Source organism: Ensifer sp. SSB1, assembly GCF_016652895.1.
In the GTDB taxonomy this organism is placed as follows: domain Bacteria; phylum Pseudomonadota; class Alphaproteobacteria; order Rhizobiales; family Rhizobiaceae; genus Ensifer.
In genome coordinates this window covers 14,858-29,054 of sequence record NZ_JAEPRP010000047.1, presented here as the reverse complement: position 1 = coordinate 29,054, position 14,197 = coordinate 14,858, and the positions used below count along the sequence as shown (strand labels likewise).

Annotated in this window: 15 protein-coding genes; 9 read left to right on the top strand and 6 right to left on the bottom strand. The window is 65.2% G+C overall.

Going from position 1 to position 14,197, the window contains the following annotated elements:
• Positions 1-844, bottom strand: an 844-nt coding sequence (locus I8N66_RS14105; RefSeq protein ID WP_291154551.1) for a 3-methyl-2-oxobutanoate dehydrogenase (2-methylpropanoyl-transferring) subunit alpha, incomplete at its 3' end; no start/stop codon positions are given.
• Between the two features lie 418 nt (positions 845-1,262).
• Entirely contained in the window at positions 1,263-2,594 is a 1,332-nt protein-coding gene (locus I8N66_RS14100; RefSeq protein WP_291154549.1) for an FAD-binding oxidoreductase, read from the bottom strand.
• A 185-nt stretch (positions 2,595-2,779) separates the two neighbouring features.
• Here I8N66_RS14100 and I8N66_RS14095 point away from each other — a divergent pair, with 185 nt between their 5' ends.
• Positions 2,780-3,178, top strand: coding sequence for a winged helix-turn-helix domain-containing protein (locus I8N66_RS14095; RefSeq protein ID WP_113536001.1), 399 nt, complete (start codon positions 2,780-2,782; stop codon positions 3,176-3,178).
• A 39-nt stretch (positions 3,179-3,217) separates the two neighbouring features.
• Here I8N66_RS14095 and modC read toward each other — a convergent pair whose 3' ends face one another.
• The 3 genes from modC to modA form a co-directional block, all read right to left on the bottom strand.
• Entirely contained in the window at positions 3,218-4,291 is a 1,074-nt protein-coding gene (modC, locus tag I8N66_RS14090; RefSeq protein ID WP_291154547.1) for a molybdenum ABC transporter ATP-binding protein, read from the bottom strand.
• Positions 4,288-4,989 (bottom strand): molybdate ABC transporter permease subunit, encoded by a 702-nt coding sequence (gene modB, locus I8N66_RS14085; RefSeq protein ID WP_113535969.1) that lies wholly within the window; start codon positions 4,987-4,989, stop codon positions 4,288-4,290. Before modB ends, modC begins: the two co-directional genes overlap by 4 nt.
• A gap of 166 nt (positions 4,990-5,155) precedes the next feature.
• Positions 5,156-5,947: a molybdate ABC transporter substrate-binding protein gene (gene modA / locus I8N66_RS14080; RefSeq protein WP_291154545.1), complete on the bottom strand. Its 792-nt coding sequence runs from the start codon at positions 5,945-5,947 to the stop codon at positions 5,156-5,158.
• A 236-nt stretch (positions 5,948-6,183) separates the two neighbouring features.
• Here modA and ung point away from each other — a divergent pair, with 236 nt between their 5' ends.
• The 6 genes from ung to I8N66_RS14050 all read left to right on the top strand — a co-directional run bounded on the left by ung (position 6,184) and on the right by I8N66_RS14050 (position 11,431).
• Entirely contained in the window at positions 6,184-6,891 is a 708-nt protein-coding gene (ung, locus tag I8N66_RS14075; RefSeq protein WP_291154543.1) for a uracil-DNA glycosylase, read from the top strand.
• A gap of 101 nt (positions 6,892-6,992) precedes the next feature.
• Positions 6,993-7,763 (top strand): precorrin-6A synthase (deacetylating), encoded by a 771-nt coding sequence (cobF, locus tag I8N66_RS14070; protein ID WP_291154542.1) that lies wholly within the window; start codon positions 6,993-6,995, stop codon positions 7,761-7,763.
• Between the two features lie 170 nt (positions 7,764-7,933).
• The gene (gene cobG, locus I8N66_RS14065; protein WP_291154574.1) at positions 7,934-9,301 is read left to right on the top strand and encodes a precorrin-3B synthase; all 1,368 of its coding nucleotides are present in this window, start codon (positions 7,934-7,936) and stop codon (positions 9,299-9,301) included.
• A gap of 2 nt (positions 9,302-9,303) precedes the next feature.
• On the top strand, positions 9,304-9,936 hold the full coding sequence (locus tag I8N66_RS14060) for a precorrin-8X methylmutase (protein WP_223725668.1): 633 nt from the start codon (positions 9,304-9,306) through the stop codon (positions 9,934-9,936).
• Positions 9,933-10,670, top strand: a complete 738-nt coding sequence (locus tag I8N66_RS14055; RefSeq protein WP_113535974.1) for a precorrin-2 C(20)-methyltransferase — start codon at positions 9,933-9,935, stop codon at positions 10,668-10,670. The genes I8N66_RS14060 and I8N66_RS14055 overlap by 4 nt, the downstream gene beginning before the upstream one ends.
• A complete protein-coding gene (locus I8N66_RS14050) occupies positions 10,667-11,431 on the top strand; it encodes a precorrin-3B C(17)-methyltransferase (RefSeq protein WP_291154541.1) in 765 nt (254 codons plus the stop codon). Before I8N66_RS14055 ends, I8N66_RS14050 begins: the two co-directional genes overlap by 4 nt.
• Here I8N66_RS14050 and I8N66_RS14045 read toward each other — a convergent pair.
• Positions 11,410-12,195: a cobalt-precorrin-6A reductase gene (locus I8N66_RS14045; RefSeq protein WP_291154572.1), complete on the bottom strand. Its 786-nt coding sequence runs from the start codon at positions 12,193-12,195 to the stop codon at positions 11,410-11,412. The two genes, I8N66_RS14050 and I8N66_RS14045, sit on opposite strands and share 22 nt — an antisense overlap.
• On the opposite strand from I8N66_RS14045, the gene cbiE reads away from it, so the two are divergent.
• Positions 12,164-13,405: a precorrin-6y C5,15-methyltransferase (decarboxylating) subunit CbiE gene (gene cbiE / locus I8N66_RS14040; RefSeq protein WP_291154540.1), complete on the top strand. Its 1,242-nt coding sequence runs from the start codon at positions 12,164-12,166 to the stop codon at positions 13,403-13,405. The genes I8N66_RS14045 and cbiE overlap by 32 nt on opposite strands.
• A 19-nt stretch (positions 13,406-13,424) precedes the next feature.
• Positions 13,425-14,186: a precorrin-4 C(11)-methyltransferase gene (gene cobM / locus I8N66_RS14035; protein WP_223725663.1), complete on the top strand. Its 762-nt coding sequence runs from the start codon at positions 13,425-13,427 to the stop codon at positions 14,184-14,186.
• The last annotated feature ends 11 nt before the right edge of the window (positions 14,187-14,197 follow it).

Here is a 14,197-nt window from a genome sequence, read left to right as displayed (position 1 = left end):
CGGCGAGATAGTCGTTGCCGTCGACGCGAAGCGCCGGGATGCCGAAGCCGAGGCCACGGGCGGCAAAGGTGCCGGAGCCGCCGCGGGCAATACCCTGGAAGGTGGAGATCGCCCACTGATTGTTGACGATGTTGAGGATGACAGGCGCCTTGTAGGTGGAGGCAAAGACGAGCGCCGAGTGGAAGTCCGATTCCGCCGTCGAGCCGTCGCCGATCCAGGCGGCAGCGATCTTGGTGTCGCGCTTGATCGCCGACGCCATCGCCCAGCCGACCGCCTGGACATATTGGGTGGCGAGGTTGCCGGAGATGGTGAAGAAGCCATGCTCCTTGGAGGAATACATGATCGGCAGTTGGCGGCCGCGCAAGGGGTCGCTCTCGTTCGAGAAGATCTGGTTCATCATCTCGACCATGGGGTAGCCGTCGGCGATCAGAAGACCGGCCTGTCGATAGGTCGGGAAGTTCATGTCGCCCTTCACCAGCGCCTTGCGGAAGGCGCAGCTGACGGCCTCTTCGCCCAGGTGCTGCATATAGAAGGAGGTCTTGCCCTGGCGCTGCGCCATGACCATGCGCGCGTCGAAGGCTCGCAGCAGCATCATATGCCTGAGGCCTGAGAGCAGTTCATCATCCGAAAGCAGCCCGGCCCAGGGACCGACCGCCTCGCCGTCGCGGTTAAGCACGCGGATGATCGAATAGGCGAGGTCGCGCATCTCTTCCGGCGCGACGTCCACTTCCGGGCGCGGCACGGAGCCGGCCTTCGGGATCTTGACGTTGGAGAAATCCGGCTGACCACCGGGCCGAACGGCAGGTTCGGGGACATGCAGACTAAGTCGATCGAGATCGCTCATGCGGTTTCCGGCCTCCTCCGGAGTGCGCAGTGCACCAAATCAAGAGCGGTTCCAGTCGAACCGCTCTTCATGTCTGTTCTCACGCATTTCCGGACGCAAAGGCGCTAGGACCTATGCTGGAAATGCTCTGGGTCGGGATAATGATGGCCTGAGGTGTACGAGGACGTGCAATGTGACCGGCAAGGCTCCTCCGCCTAAGGTCTGCACAGACTCCTCCTAAAAGCCCCCGCTCTCCCGACGGGAATGCTCACAGACTGCCACGAGTTCCGGGGCTTATGAAGGTCTTTCGGCGTTGCGGGGCAGGGGCAAGCAAAGAAAGATAGAATCCTGCCGGGAGTGCGCCCACGCGTTGTGTTGCGCATATTCCCGCCGGTCGTTGCTTGTAATTTTCTTTCGCGGCCGTTCGGCGCGGATGGCGTCAAACCGGCGGGGCAAGCGTGATCGGCGTGCCATCGAAGTAGCGCGAGAGCCGGAACGGCGCCGGATCGACGATCGGTTTTGCGCCGGTCACGAGGTCGGCGACGAGGTGTCCGGCGCCCGGCCCGATGCCGAAACCGTGGCCAGAAAAGCCCGTCGCGATGATAAGGCCCGGAAGGCTTTCGGCGGGCGAGATGACGGGGACGGCATCGGGCGTCACGTCGATCAGCCCGGCCCAGATCTGCTGCACCTTGGTTTCGCGCAGCAAGGGCAAGGCCTTTGCGGCGGCATCGAGCGCATGCAAGGCGCGGCGCGAATCCGGATTGGGATCGAGCACGCGATGGCGTTCGAAGGCGCCCGGCCGGTCGAGCGGTACGGCGCCGATCTCGAACAGTTCGTTCCAGCTCTGGGCGCTGATGCCGAGTTGAACAGCGTCGCCCTCCGCCTTTCGCGCCGGCTGGAAATCACGGAAGAAGGCGAAGCTGTCAGGCACGATCGCGTGCAGATTGGCAGCGCCATCGGCGATGGTGTAGCCGCCGTCGAGGCGTTTGCGATAGGCATAGGTCGCGGTTGCGCCGGCCCCTTCCGGCCCGCCGGAGACTGGCCCGGTTCTCAACACCGTGTTGCGCACCTTCAGCTGCGGCAGCCTTATGCCGAGGCCTTTGAGGAACAGCCTCGACCAGGCGCCGCCGGCAACGATGACCGTCGATGTCTCGATGCGGCCTCTTTCGGTCACGACGGCGGAAATCCGCCTGGCCGCCTTCTCGACGCCGCGCACGGCGCAGCCGGTGAGGATACGGGCACCGGCGCGGCGGGCACCGGCGACGATCGCGGGCACGGCCTTCTGCGGTTCGGCCCGGCCGTCGCTCGGCGTGAAGAGCCCGCCTTCGTAGCGGACGGCGGCGCCCGGCATCATCGCTTCTGTCGTGTCGGAGCTGAGTTGCACGCTATCCACGCCGTAGGGTTTTGCCATGGCGAGCCAGGCGTCGCGGTTGGCGACGTCGCGCTCGTTCTCGGAGATGTAGAGGATGCCGCTGCGGCGAAAGCCGGTCTCGCCATCGACGCGGGCGTCGAGCGTGTCCCAGATCTTCAGCGCCTCGATCGCCAGCGGAATCTCGCGCTCGTCGCGGCCCATGACCCGCACCCAGCCCCAGTTGCGGCTCGACTGTTCCGCTCCGGGCGTGCCCTTCTCGCAGAGCACGACATCGACGCCGCGTTCGGCCAGAAAAAGAGCGGTGCTCACGCCGATGATGCCACCGCCGACGATGACGACGTCGGCCTTGGAGGGCAGGGCGGTATCGGTGGCGATGGGATCGAGTGTCGGACCTGGCATGGGAAGGTGCTTTCGGGCAAGGGCTTGTCGGGACCATCGGTACATGTCGAAGGCGCGAGATCAAGACCTGCAATCTGGCAGTCGGCGGCAGGCGCCCGGTTGCGAGCAATCTTTTATCGTGAACCGGTCCGGTTCGCCGCGAGGCGGCCTTTCGGATTCCTGCGCGTACTTCTATGCTCTCCCGCATGAGTGAGAGCCGCCCCGATCTTCGCCCCGTCCTGCGCATCGATTTTCCGCCCGCCGACCGGCTCGGTCGCGGCAAGATCCTGCTGCTCGAACTGATACGCGACACCGGTTCCATCTCCGCCGCGGGGCGGGCGATGGACATGTCCTATCGCCGTGCCTGGCTGCTGGTCGATGCCCTGAACCGGATGTTCAGCGAACCTTCGGTAGAATCACAGCGCGGCGGCAAACAGGGTGGCGGCGCATTGGTGACGCCGTTCGGTGAGGAGCTGATCCGTCGCTACCGGCAGATGGAAGAACGGGTACAGGCCGCGATCGCCGAAGATCTCGCCTGGCTCGAGTCCGTGCGCGGCAGCGATGCACCGTTTGGCACGGACGAGGTCGTTTCGGACGACGCCTAGTGCATGTCCCCTTTGAGGGGGGAAATGCAGGGTGGCGCTCTAGTGATCGATCGCCACCGACTTGATGACGGCATAGACGGTCCTGCCGGGAACGAGCTGCAGCGCGTCGCGGGAAAAGCGGGTGATGCGGGCGGCAATCGTCGCATCACCGCAATTGACCCGGACATCGACGCTGCCGTCTTCCTCCGTCGCGATCGCCAGGATGCGCCCTTCGAGCACGTTGAGTGCGCTGATCTCCACCGGTCTCGCAGTCGCCAGCATGACGTCACGCGCGGCGATGTGCAGGCGAAGCTTGCTGCCGGGTGTGGCGCTGACACCAGCAATGCGCAGCCGTTGCCGCCCGACCCGAACGGTCGTCAGTTCGTGCGTCGGATCTGTTCCCTCGACCTCGCCCTCCAGCAGGACGCCGGCCTCGCGCCGTCCGGTCGCAAGCGTCGCAGCCGGCGCGCTCAACACTTCGGCGGCTGCACCCGATGCAGTGACCCTGCCGTTTTCGAGCACCACGACGCGCTGGGCGAGCCGGGCGACCTCGCCGACGGAATGGCTGACATAGACGATCGGGATCCCGGCGTCGTCGCGCAGCCGTTCGAGATAGGGCAGGATCTCGGCCTTGCGCGCCTCGTCGAGGGCGGCGAGCGGTTCATCCATCAGCAACAGGCGCGGTGCCGCGAGCAAGGCCCGGCCGATTGCGACGCGCTGCCTTTCGCCGCCTGACAGTGCCGAGGAGTTGCGTTCAAGCAGATGGCCGATGCCGAGCATCTCGACGATGCGTGCGAAGTCGCCACCGCTGCCGCTCTTGCCGGCAAACCAGCGGCCATAGGCAAGGTTGCGGCTGACGCTCAAATGCGGGAAGAGCCGCGCCTCCTGAAAAACATAGCCGAAGCGGCGGCGATGCACCGGTGTGAAGACCCTGTTCTCGCTGTCGGCGATGACGTCGCCATCGAGCAGGACGCGGCCGCTTTGCGGTTTCAGCAGGCCGGCGATGATATTGATGAGCGAGGTTTTGCCCGAGCCGGATCGGCCGAACAGTGCCGTCACGCCGCCATCCGAGGTGAAGGCGGCGTCGAGCGAGAAATTGCCGAGTTGATGATGGGTTTCGACGGTGAGGCTCATTGGGCGGCCACCCGGCGTGCGGCGAAGGCGGCCAGCAATTCGGAGAAAATGAGCGCGGCCATGGAGATGACGATCGAAATGATCGTCAGCCGCATGGCGCCGGCATCGCCGCCGGGCACCTGGGTGAAGGTGTAGATGGCGGCCGACAGCGTTTGCGTTTCGCCGGGGATATTGGAGACGAAGGTGATCGTCGCGCCGAACTCGCCCATGGCCTTGGCGAAGGCGAGGATCATGCCGGCGATGATGCCGGGAATGATCAGCGGCAGCGTGATCGTGGCGAACACCCAGACCGGACTGGCGCCGAGCGTGGTCGCTGCATCTTCGAGCTTGCGGTCGACCGCCTCGATCGACAGGCGGATGCTGCGCACCATCAGCGGAAAGGCCATGACGCCACAGGCAAGTGCTGCACCCGTCCAGCGGAAGGAAAAGACGAGGCCGAAATAATCGGCGAAGAAGGCGCCGAGCGGTCCGCGCCGGCCGAAGAGCAGGAGAAGCAGGAAGCCGGTAACGACGGGCGGCAGGATGAGCGGCATGTGTACCAGGCCGTTCAGGATAGTCTTGCCCCAGAAACGCCCGCGGGCGAGCAGCATGGCGACCGCGAGCGCGAAGGGCAGGCTGCAGATCATCGCGACGGTTGCGACGCGCAGGCTCAGCAGGATCGCCGTCCATTCCGCATCACTCACTGCAAGCCAGTCCAACGGATATCGCTCCCCGATAAGCGGCCGGTGGGACGTGACTGTCCGCCTCAGTCGCCACTGCCTCTGACAAAAGATTGCGTCGCCCGCGTTTGGGCGCGGGCGACGCGTGACGATAGATGCTTCGCCTGTCTCTGGACAGCCGAGATCCGCCGTCTTTTCAGGCCAATTATTTCAGGACCGTGAAGCCCTGCTTTTCAAAGAGCTCCGCAGCCTTGGCCGACTTGACGAAGTCGACATAGGCGGCCGCATCCGGGCTCTTGCTCTCGGCGGTGATCGCGATCGGATAGATGATCGGCGGATGGCTGTCTTCCGGGAAGGTGCCGACGACTTTCACGCCCGGGTCCGCCGCAGCGTCAGTCTGGTAGACGACGCCGTAGGGCGCTTCACCGCGCGAGACGAGCAGGAGGGCGGCGCGAACGCTTTCGGCGCCGGCGACCTTGGGTTCTACGGCCTTCCATGCGTCGAGCTTTTCGAGTGCAGCCTTGCCGTATTTGCCGGCCGGAACGGAATCTACGGCACCCATGGCGAGGCGACCGTCACCGAGGATGGCTGCGAGATCGAAGCCCTTCTTGATCTCGACCAGGGCAGCGTCCTTTTTGCCGGAGACGAGTACGATGCGGTTGCCGAGCAGGTTTGCGCGGGTGTCGTCCTTGATCAGCTTCTTTTCGGCAAGATAGTCCATCCAGGCGAGGTCGGCAGAGATGAAGACGTCGGCAGGTGCGCCCTGCTCCACCTGTTTGGCGAGCGCGGAGCTGGCCGCGTAGGAGACGGTCGTTTCCTTTCCGCTTTCCTTCTGCCACTCGGCATTGATTGCATCGAGTGCGTTCTTCAGGCTCGCGGCGGCAAAGACCGTTACCTTCTCTTCGGCCTGCGCGGATGTCGGCAGAACGTTTGCGCCGACCCAGGCGAGGCCGAGTGTCAGCACGAGGCCCTTCAGCCAGTCTCTTCTCTTGATCATCGATTTCCCTCCAACGATGCGTGATATCTCTCAGGATACAACGATATCGTCTTCTGATTACCGTTGTATCTGTTGAAATACAATGCTGTTGAGTGAGGCTAGCGCATTGCCCGCAAAGTCGCAGCGATACGGCAAAACCCGTGTAACATTCGGTGGAAGCGGGTGACAGGTCTTGCGATGGCGGTCGGCGGGCCTAGATTGCGGGCCTCGAAGACAACAGATGGACCGGAGGTGCAATGGAAACGGCGGTAAAGCTCGAGGAGAGCTGGAAGGCAGCGCTGGCGCCGGAGTTTTCCAGCGCCTACATGGCAGAGCTCAAGCAGTTCCTGCTGGTCCAGAAGAATGAAGGCCGCCAGATCTTCCCGCGCGGGCCTGAATATTTCCGCGCCCTCGACCTGACGCCGCTCGACAAGGTTCGCGTCGTCATTCTTGGCCAGGATCCCTACCACGGCGATGGCCAAGCGCACGGGCTTTGCTTCAGCGTGCGCCCCGGTGTCCGGACGCCGCCATCGCTCGTAAATATCTACAAGGAACTGAACACCGACCTTGGCATCCCGCCGGCGCGCCACGGTTTTCTCGAAAGCTGGGCGAAGCAGGGCGTGCTGCTCCTGAACAGCGTGCTGACGGTGGAGCGCGGCTTGGCCGCCTCGCACCAGGGGCGGGGCTGGGAGCGGTTTACCGATGCGATCATTCGCGCGGTCAACGAAGCTGAGCATCCGGTCGCCTTCATGCTCTGGGGTTCCTACGCACAGAAGAAGGCGGCCTTCGTCGATCGCTCGCGCCATCTGGTGCTCCGCGCGCCGCATCCCTCGCCGCTCTCGGCCCATTCCGGCTTCCTCGGTTGCCGGCATTTCTCCCAGGCCAACGCCTTCCTGGAATCGAAGGGTTTCGACCCGATCGACTGGCGCTTGCCCGACAATCCCGTTGCCGTCGAGATCAACTGAGGCTGCGTTGACGCTGCTGGCGGGTTCACTGTCGCGCGAAGAGCTTGCGCCGACGGCAGTGATGCGCCTAAGACGCCAGGATAGGAATGGCGGAGACGGGCATGCGCAAAATTCTGATCATCGGCATCGGTTCGGGCAACCCCGAGCATATGACGGTGCAGGCGATCAACGCACTGAACCGGGCCGACGTGCTCTTCATCCCAACCAAGGGCTCAAAGAAGACCGAGCTCGCGGAGGTGCGCCGCGACATCTGCGCGCGCTATGTGACGCGCCCCGACAGCCGCACTGTCGAATTCGCGGTGCCGGTGCGCCGGACCGAAGGTGTCAGCTATGACGGCAGCGTCGATGACTGGCACGCCCAGATCGCCGCGATCTACGAGGGGCTGCTTGCCGATGAATTGAGCAGCGACGGGACCGGTGCATTCCTGGTCTGGGGTGACCCGATGCTCTACGACAGCACCATTCGCATCGTCGAGCGGGTCAAGGCGCGCGGGAACGTTGCCTTCGACTATGAGGTCATTCCGGGGATCTCCAGCCTGCAGGCGCTCTGCGCCAGCCATCGCATCCCGCTGAACCTCGTCGGCAAGCCGGTGGAGATCACCACGGGGCGCCGGCTGCACGAAAGCTTCCCCGAAACGAGCCAGACCTCCGTCGTCATGCTCGACGGCGAGCAAGCATTCCAGCGCATCGATGATCCAGACGCTGAAATCTATTGGGGTGCCTATCTCGGCACACGGGACGAGATCGTCATTTCCGGCCGTCTCGCCGATGTGAAAGCCCAGATCCTGGAAACGCGGGCGGCAGCGCGGGCGAAGATGGGGTGGATCATGGATATCTACTTGCTGCGCAAGGGCGCCGATTTCGAGGGGTGACGGCGCGGCCACAGCCGTCTCTTGATTGATCTCACTCAAGGATTGAGGCTGTGTTATAGCGTCTCTAGAGCGGGATGAGGATAAGCGTGTTCGGCTTTCCGCTCGCACCCCGCGCTTGATGTTTGGGATCGAGGCGCCCTCAGGGAGGAGGGCCTTTGATGACGGATTTGATGACCAGTTGTGCCATTCCATCGACCGGAGAAGCCGCCGCCAGCGCCTCGATGCGGCGCGGCGCCTGCCCGTCGCTGGCGGCGCCCATGCAGACCGGCGATGGCCTGCTCGTGCGGCTAAGGCCAACGGATGACAGCCTGACGCTGCCGAAGGTAATCGCGCTTGCCGCCGCTGCGGGGCGCTTCGGCAATGGCATCATCGAGATCACGGCACGGGGAAACCTGCAGTTTCGCGGCCTGAGCGAGGCGTCCGTGCCGGCGCTGGCGCAGGCCATCGGTGATGCTGAAATCACGATCACCGAAGGCCTCGCTATCGAGATGCCGCCTTTGGTCGGGATCGACCCGGCAGAAATCGCCGATCCGCGACCGATCTCCGCTGAGCTTCGTGAGGCGTTGGGAGCGCGTCGCGTGCCCTTGAAGCTCGCCCCCAAGCTTTCCGTCGTCATCGACGGTGGCGGCCGTTTCGGTCTTGATGCAGTGGTTGCCGACATTCGCCTTCAGGCGCTTTCGACAGCCGCTGGCGCCCGATGGCTGCTGTCGCTCGGCGGTACCGCGGCGAAGGGAGCTGTTGTCGGAGCGTTGACCGGCGATGCGGTCGTACCGGCCGTGACTACCGTTCTCGAGAAGCTGGCGAGCCTCGGCACGACGGCGCGCGGGCGCGATCTGGACCCGGCGGAAATCCGCTCCCTCTGTCGCGCCCAAGCATTGTCCGGGGGCCCGGCGGTTCCGAGTTCCGTCCCGATACCTGGCATTCATGAGCTGGATAACGTCGGCACCGTTCTTGGTCTCGGTCTTGCCTTTGCCCAGGTGGATGCCGCCACACTGACGACCTTTGTCCACCAGGCGCAGGAGCTTGGCGCTTATGCGATCCGGCTTGCGCCGGGGCATGCGTTCTTCGTGCTCGGCCTGATGCGTGAGGCCGCGGTAGTGGCGCAGAGCCTGGCAGCGGCGCACGGCTTCCGCATCGCGGAACAGGATCCGCGAAACGCGATCGCCACGTGTGCGGGCAGCAAAGGCTGCGCGTCAGGGCGGATGGAAACCAAGGCCATGGCAGAGCGTTTCGTTCAGACGGCGCCTTGGTTGCTTGATGGATCGCTGACCGTGCATCTCTCCGGCTGCGCCAAAGGCTGTGCGCGACCGAGGTCGTCAGAGTTGACACTCGTCGGTGCGCCATCAGGATACGGCCTTGTCGTAAATGGGGCTGCCAACGGCGCTCCAAGCGCCTACACCGATGAGAATGAAATAGAATCCGCGCTTGCCCGGCTCGACCGGCTGGTGCGGCAAAACAAAGACGCTGGCGAATCGGCGCAGTCCTGTCTTACACGGCTCGGAGCTGCGCGCGTCTCGGCAGCGTTCGAACAGGGATAGACATGCCTGAGTATGATTACATTCGCGATGGCAACGCCATCTACGAGCGTTCCTTCGCCATCATCCGCGCCGAGGCCGATCTCTCGGGCTTTTCCGAAGAGGAAGCGGATCTGGCCGTGCGCATGGTGCATGCCTGTGGTTCCGTTGAGGCGACCAGGCAGTTCGTCTTCTCTCCCGATTTCGTAAGCTCGGCCCGCGCGGCGCTGAAAGCCGGTGCGCCGATCCTTTGCGATGCCGAGATGGTTGCGCACGGTGTCACCCGCGCACGGCTGCCGGCCGGCAACGAGGTGATCTGCACGTTGCGCGATCCGCGCACGCCCGAGATTGCCGCCGAGATCGGCAACACCCGTTCCGCCGCCGCGCTGAAGCTCTGGAGCGAGCGTCTGGCCGGTTCGGTGGTCGCGATCGGCAACGCGCCGACGGCGCTGTTCTTCCTGCTCGAAATGCTGCGTGACGGCGCGCCGAAGCCGGCGGCGATCCTCGGCATGCCTGTCGGTTTTGTCGGCGCGGCGGAATCGAAGGATGCCTTGGCCGAGAATTCCTACGGCGTTCCCTTCGCCATCGTGCGCGGCCGCCTCGGTGGCAGCGCCATGACGGCGGCGGCGCTCAACTCGCTCGCGAGGCCGGGCCTGTGAGCGGCGCAGGTGTGGGACGTCTGATCGGCGTTGGAACCGGCCCGGGCGACCCGGAGCTTTTGACGGTCAAGGCGGTGAAGGCGCTCGGGCAAGCCGATGTGCTTGCCTATTTCGCCAAGGCCGGGCGCAGCGGCAATGGACGCGCCGTGGTCGAAGGTTTGCTGAAGCCCGATCTCGTCGAACTGCCGCTCTACTATCCGGTGACGACCGAGATCGACAAGGACGACGGCGCCTACAAGAGCCAGATCACCGATTTCTACAACGCGTCGGCCGAGGCCGTGGCGGCGCATCTTGCCGCCGGTCGCACGGTCGCGGTGCTCAGCGAAGGCGATCCGCTATTTTACGGCTCCTACATGCATCTGCATGTGCGGCTCGCCAACCGCTTCCCGGTCGAGGTGATCCCGGGCATTACCGCCATGTCCGGGTGCTGGTCGCTTGCCGGCCTGCCGCTGGTGCAGGGCGATGACGTGCTCTCCGTGCTTCCGGGCACCATGGCCGAGGCCGAGCTCGGCCGGCGGCTGAAGGATACGGAAGCCGCTGTCATCATGAAGGTCGGGCGCAACCTGCCGAAGATCCGCCGGGCGCTTGCCGCATCCGGTCGCCTCGCTCAGGCCGTCTACGTCGAGCGCGGCACGATGAAGAACGCGGCGATGACCGCACTCGCCGAGAAGGCAGACGACGATGCGCCCTATTTCTCGCTGGTGCTCGTTCCCGGCTGGAAGGACCGGCCATGACCGGTACGCTCTATGTGGTCGGCACTGGACCGGGCAGCGCCAAGCAGATGACGCCGGAAACGGCGGAAGCCGTTGCCGCCGCTCAGGAATTCTACGGCTACTTTCCCTATCTCGACCGGCTGAACCTCCGTCCTGATCAGGTGCGCATCGCCTCCGACAACCGTGAGGAACTCGATCGGGCGCAGGTCGCACTGACGCGGGCGGCGGCAGGTGTGAAGGTCTGCATGGTCTCGGGCGGCGATCCCGGCGTCTTTGCCATGGCGGCCGCTGTCTGCGAGGCGATCGACAAGGGGCCGGCGGAATGGAAGTCGGTTGAACTGGTGATCACGCCCGGTGTGACCGCGATGCTCGCCGTTGCCGCCCGTATCGGCGCGCCGCTTGGCCATGATTTCTGCGCGATCTCGCTTTCGGACAATCTAAAGCCCTGGGAAGTGATCACCCGGCGGCTCAGGCTGGCGGCGGAAGCGGGCTTCGTCATTGCGCTCTACAATCCGATCAGCAAGTCGCGGCCGTGGCAACTGGGCGAAGCCTTTGAGCTTCTGCGCGGCGTTTTGCCGGCAACGGTGCCGGTCATTTTCGGCCGGGCGGCCGGACGGCCGGACGAACGGATCGCCGTGATGCCGCTCGGCGAGGCCGATGCCAACCGCGCCGACATGGCGACCTGCGTCATCATCGGTTCGCCCGAGACGCGCATCGTCGAGCGCGACGGCCAGCCCGATCTCGTCTACACGCCGCGTTTCTATTCAGGGGCGAGCCAGTGAGCGATGCGGTCGAGCGCCTCGTCGCAATTGCCCACCGTCGGCACGTCCGCGGGCTTGCGCCGCTCGACCATGATTACCTCGATGCCGAGCCGGCGCGCTGCGGCGATCTTGCCGTAGGTGGCGCTGCCGCCGCTGTTCTTGGCAACGATCACGTTGATCTGTCGGCCCTTGAGCAGCTCGGCTTCGTCGGCCTCCGCAAAGGGGCCGGTCGCCAGGATCGCTTCCTGGTCGGGCAGATCGAGCGGTGGAGTGACCGGATCGACGCTGCGGATAATGTAGCTGTGCTGCGGCGCGGCTTCGAAATGAAAAGCCTCCTGCCTGCCGATGGCGAGGAAGACGCGGCGTGGACGATCGCCAAGTGCGTTCACTGCCTCGACAACGCTGTCGACCGCGTTCCAGCGATCGCCGGGCAGCGGCTGCCATTCCGGTCGGCGGAGGGCGAGCAGCGGCACGCCGGTTCTTTGCGCCGCGTCCGCGGCGTTGTGCGATATGCGTGCGGCAAAGGGGTGGGTCGCATCGACCAGCAGCGCAATCTTCTCGTCGTGCAGGAAATGCGCCAGCCCATCGGCGCCGCCGAAACCGCCGATGCGGGTCTTGACCGGCTGCGGTCGCGGGTCCGCAGTGCGACCGGCCAGCGAGATCGCGGTGTCGTAGCGGACATCTTCGGCCAACCGGCGCGCGAGCTCGCGCGCCTCGGTGGTGCCACCCAAAATCAGAATGCGAGGTTTTTCCATGGCTGACGTGTCGAACAGCGAACCCGCCATCGTCTCCCCCTGGCTGACCGTCATCGGTATCGGTGAAGATGGTGTAGCGGGTCTCGGCGACGAGGCCAAGCGGCTGATCGCCGAAGCACCCGTCGTCTATGGCGGCCATCGCCACCTGGAGCTCGCCGCTTCTCTCATCACCGGCGAAGCGCACAATTGGCTAAGCCCACTCGAACGTTCGGTCGTGGAGATCGTCGCACGCCGCGGCACGCCGGTCGTGGTGCTCGCCTCCGGCGACCCGTTCTTCTTCGGCGTCGGCGTGACGCTGGCGCGACGGATCGCCTCGGCCGAAATCCGCACGCTTCCGGCACCGTCGTCGATCAGCCTTGCCGCCTCGCGTCTCGGCTGGGCGCTGCAGGATGCGACGCTTGTTTCCGTCCACGGCCGTCCGCTCGATCTGGTGCGGCCGCATCTGCATCCGGGCGCGCGTGTGCTGACGCTGACATCGGACGGGGCGGGTCCGCGGGATCTTGCCGAGCTTCTGGTCGCAAGCGGCTTCGGTCAGTCGCGACTGACCGTGCTCGAAGCGCTCGGCGGCGCGGGCGAACGGGTGACGACGCAGATTGCCGCGCGCTTCATGCTCGGCCTCGTGCATCCTTTAAACGTCTGCGCCATCGAGGTCGCGGCCGACGAAGGCGCACGCGTCCTGCCGCTGGCGGCAGGCCGCGACGACGCGCTGTTTGAACATGACGGGCAGATCACCAAGCGGGAGGTGCGGGCGCTGACGCTTTCGGCACTTGCGCCGCGCAAGGGTGAGCTGCTCTGGGATATCGGTGGTGGCTCAGGCTCGATCGGCATCGAATGGATGCTGGCCGACCCGACCATGCAGGCGATCTCCATCGAAGTGTCAGCGGAGCGGGCGGCGCGTATCGGCCGGAACGCGACGATGTTCGGTGTACCCGGGCTGACAGTGGTCGAAGGCGAAGCGCCGGCGGCGCTTGCCGGCCTGCCGCAGCCGGATGCGATCTTCATCGGCGGCGGCGGCAGCGAAGACGGCGTGATGGCCGCGGCAATCGCCGCACTTGGCCCCGGCGGACGATTGGTCGCCAATGCGGTGACGACGGACATGGAAGCGGTGCTGCTCGATCATCACGCGCGGCTTGGCGGTTCGCTGATCCGCATCGATATCGCGCGGGCCGGCCCGGTGGGTGCGATGACCGGCTGGAAGCCGGCCATGCCGGTCACTCAATGGGCGTGGACGAAGCGCTAAATTCTTGGAGTAATCTTCTATGACGGTACATTTCATCGGAGCAGGCCCGGGCGCGGCGGATCTGATTACGGTGCGCGGGCGCGACCTGATCGGGCGCTGCCCGGTCTGCCTCTATGCCGGATCGATCGTTTCGCCTGAGCTCCTACAGTACTGCCCGCCGGGCGCCCGGATCGTCGACACGGCACCGATGTCGCTCGACGAGATCGAGGCGGAATATCTGAGGGCGGAGGCTGACGGACTGGATGTGGCGCGGCTGCATTCCGGCGACCTCTCGGTCTGGAGCGCTGTGGCCGAGCAGATCCGTCGGCTGGAGAAGCACGGCATCGCCTATACGATGACGCCGGGCGTTCCGTCCTTTGCGGCGGCCGCCGCGGCGCTTGGGCGCGAGCTCACCATTCCAGCGGTTGCCCAGAGCCTGGTGCTGACCCGTGTTTCGGGCCGCGCCTCGCCGATGCCGAACAGCGAAACGCTTTCGGCCTTCGGCGCCACGGGATCGACGCTGGCGATCCATCTCGCCATACACGCGCTCCAGCAGGTGGTCGAGGAACTGACGCCGCTCTACGGCGCCGACTGCCCGGTCGCCATCGTCGTCAAGGCTTCCTGGCCGGACGAGCGGGTGGTGCGCGGCACGCTTGCCGATATCGGCGCCAAGGTGGCCGAAGAGCCGATCGAGCGCACGGCGCTGATCTTCGTCGGCCCCGGGCTCGAAGCTTCCGACTTCCGTGAAAGCTCGCTTTATGATCCCGCCTATCAGCGGCGCTTCAGAGGGCGCGGCGAATAGGCCGCGCTCCC

Coding starts and splice junctions, on each gene's coding strand:
- modC (WP_291154547.1), bottom strand. CDS start 4,291: ATGAGCCTCACCGTCGAAACCCATCATCAACTCGGCAATTTCTCGCTC.
- I8N66_RS14050 (WP_291154541.1), top strand. CDS start 10,667: ATGACCGGTACGCTCTATGTGGTCGGCACTGGACCGGGCAGCGCCAAG.
- I8N66_RS14060 (WP_223725668.1), top strand. CDS start 9,304: ATGCCTGAGTATGATTACATTCGCGATGGCAACGCCATCTACGAGCGT.
- I8N66_RS14100 (WP_291154549.1), bottom strand. CDS start 2,594: ATGCCAGGTCCGACACTCGATCCCATCGCCACCGATACCGCCCTGCCC.
- I8N66_RS14045 (WP_291154572.1), bottom strand. CDS start 12,195: ATGGCGGGTTCGCTGTTCGACACGTCAGCCATGGAAAAACCTCGCATT.
- cbiE (WP_291154540.1), top strand. CDS start 12,164: ATGGCTGACGTGTCGAACAGCGAACCCGCCATCGTCTCCCCCTGGCTG.
- cobG (WP_291154574.1), top strand. CDS start 7,934: ATGACCAGTTGTGCCATTCCATCGACCGGAGAAGCCGCCGCCAGCGCC.
- cobF (WP_291154542.1), top strand. CDS start 6,993: ATGCGCAAAATTCTGATCATCGGCATCGGTTCGGGCAACCCCGAGCAT.
- ung (WP_291154543.1), top strand. CDS start 6,184: ATGGAAACGGCGGTAAAGCTCGAGGAGAGCTGGAAGGCAGCGCTGGCG.
- I8N66_RS14095 (WP_113536001.1), top strand. CDS start 2,780: ATGAGTGAGAGCCGCCCCGATCTTCGCCCCGTCCTGCGCATCGATTTT.
- cobM (WP_223725663.1), top strand. CDS start 13,425: ATGACGGTACATTTCATCGGAGCAGGCCCGGGCGCGGCGGATCTGATT.
- modA (WP_291154545.1), bottom strand. CDS start 5,947: ATGATCAAGAGAAGAGACTGGCTGAAGGGCCTCGTGCTGACACTCGGC.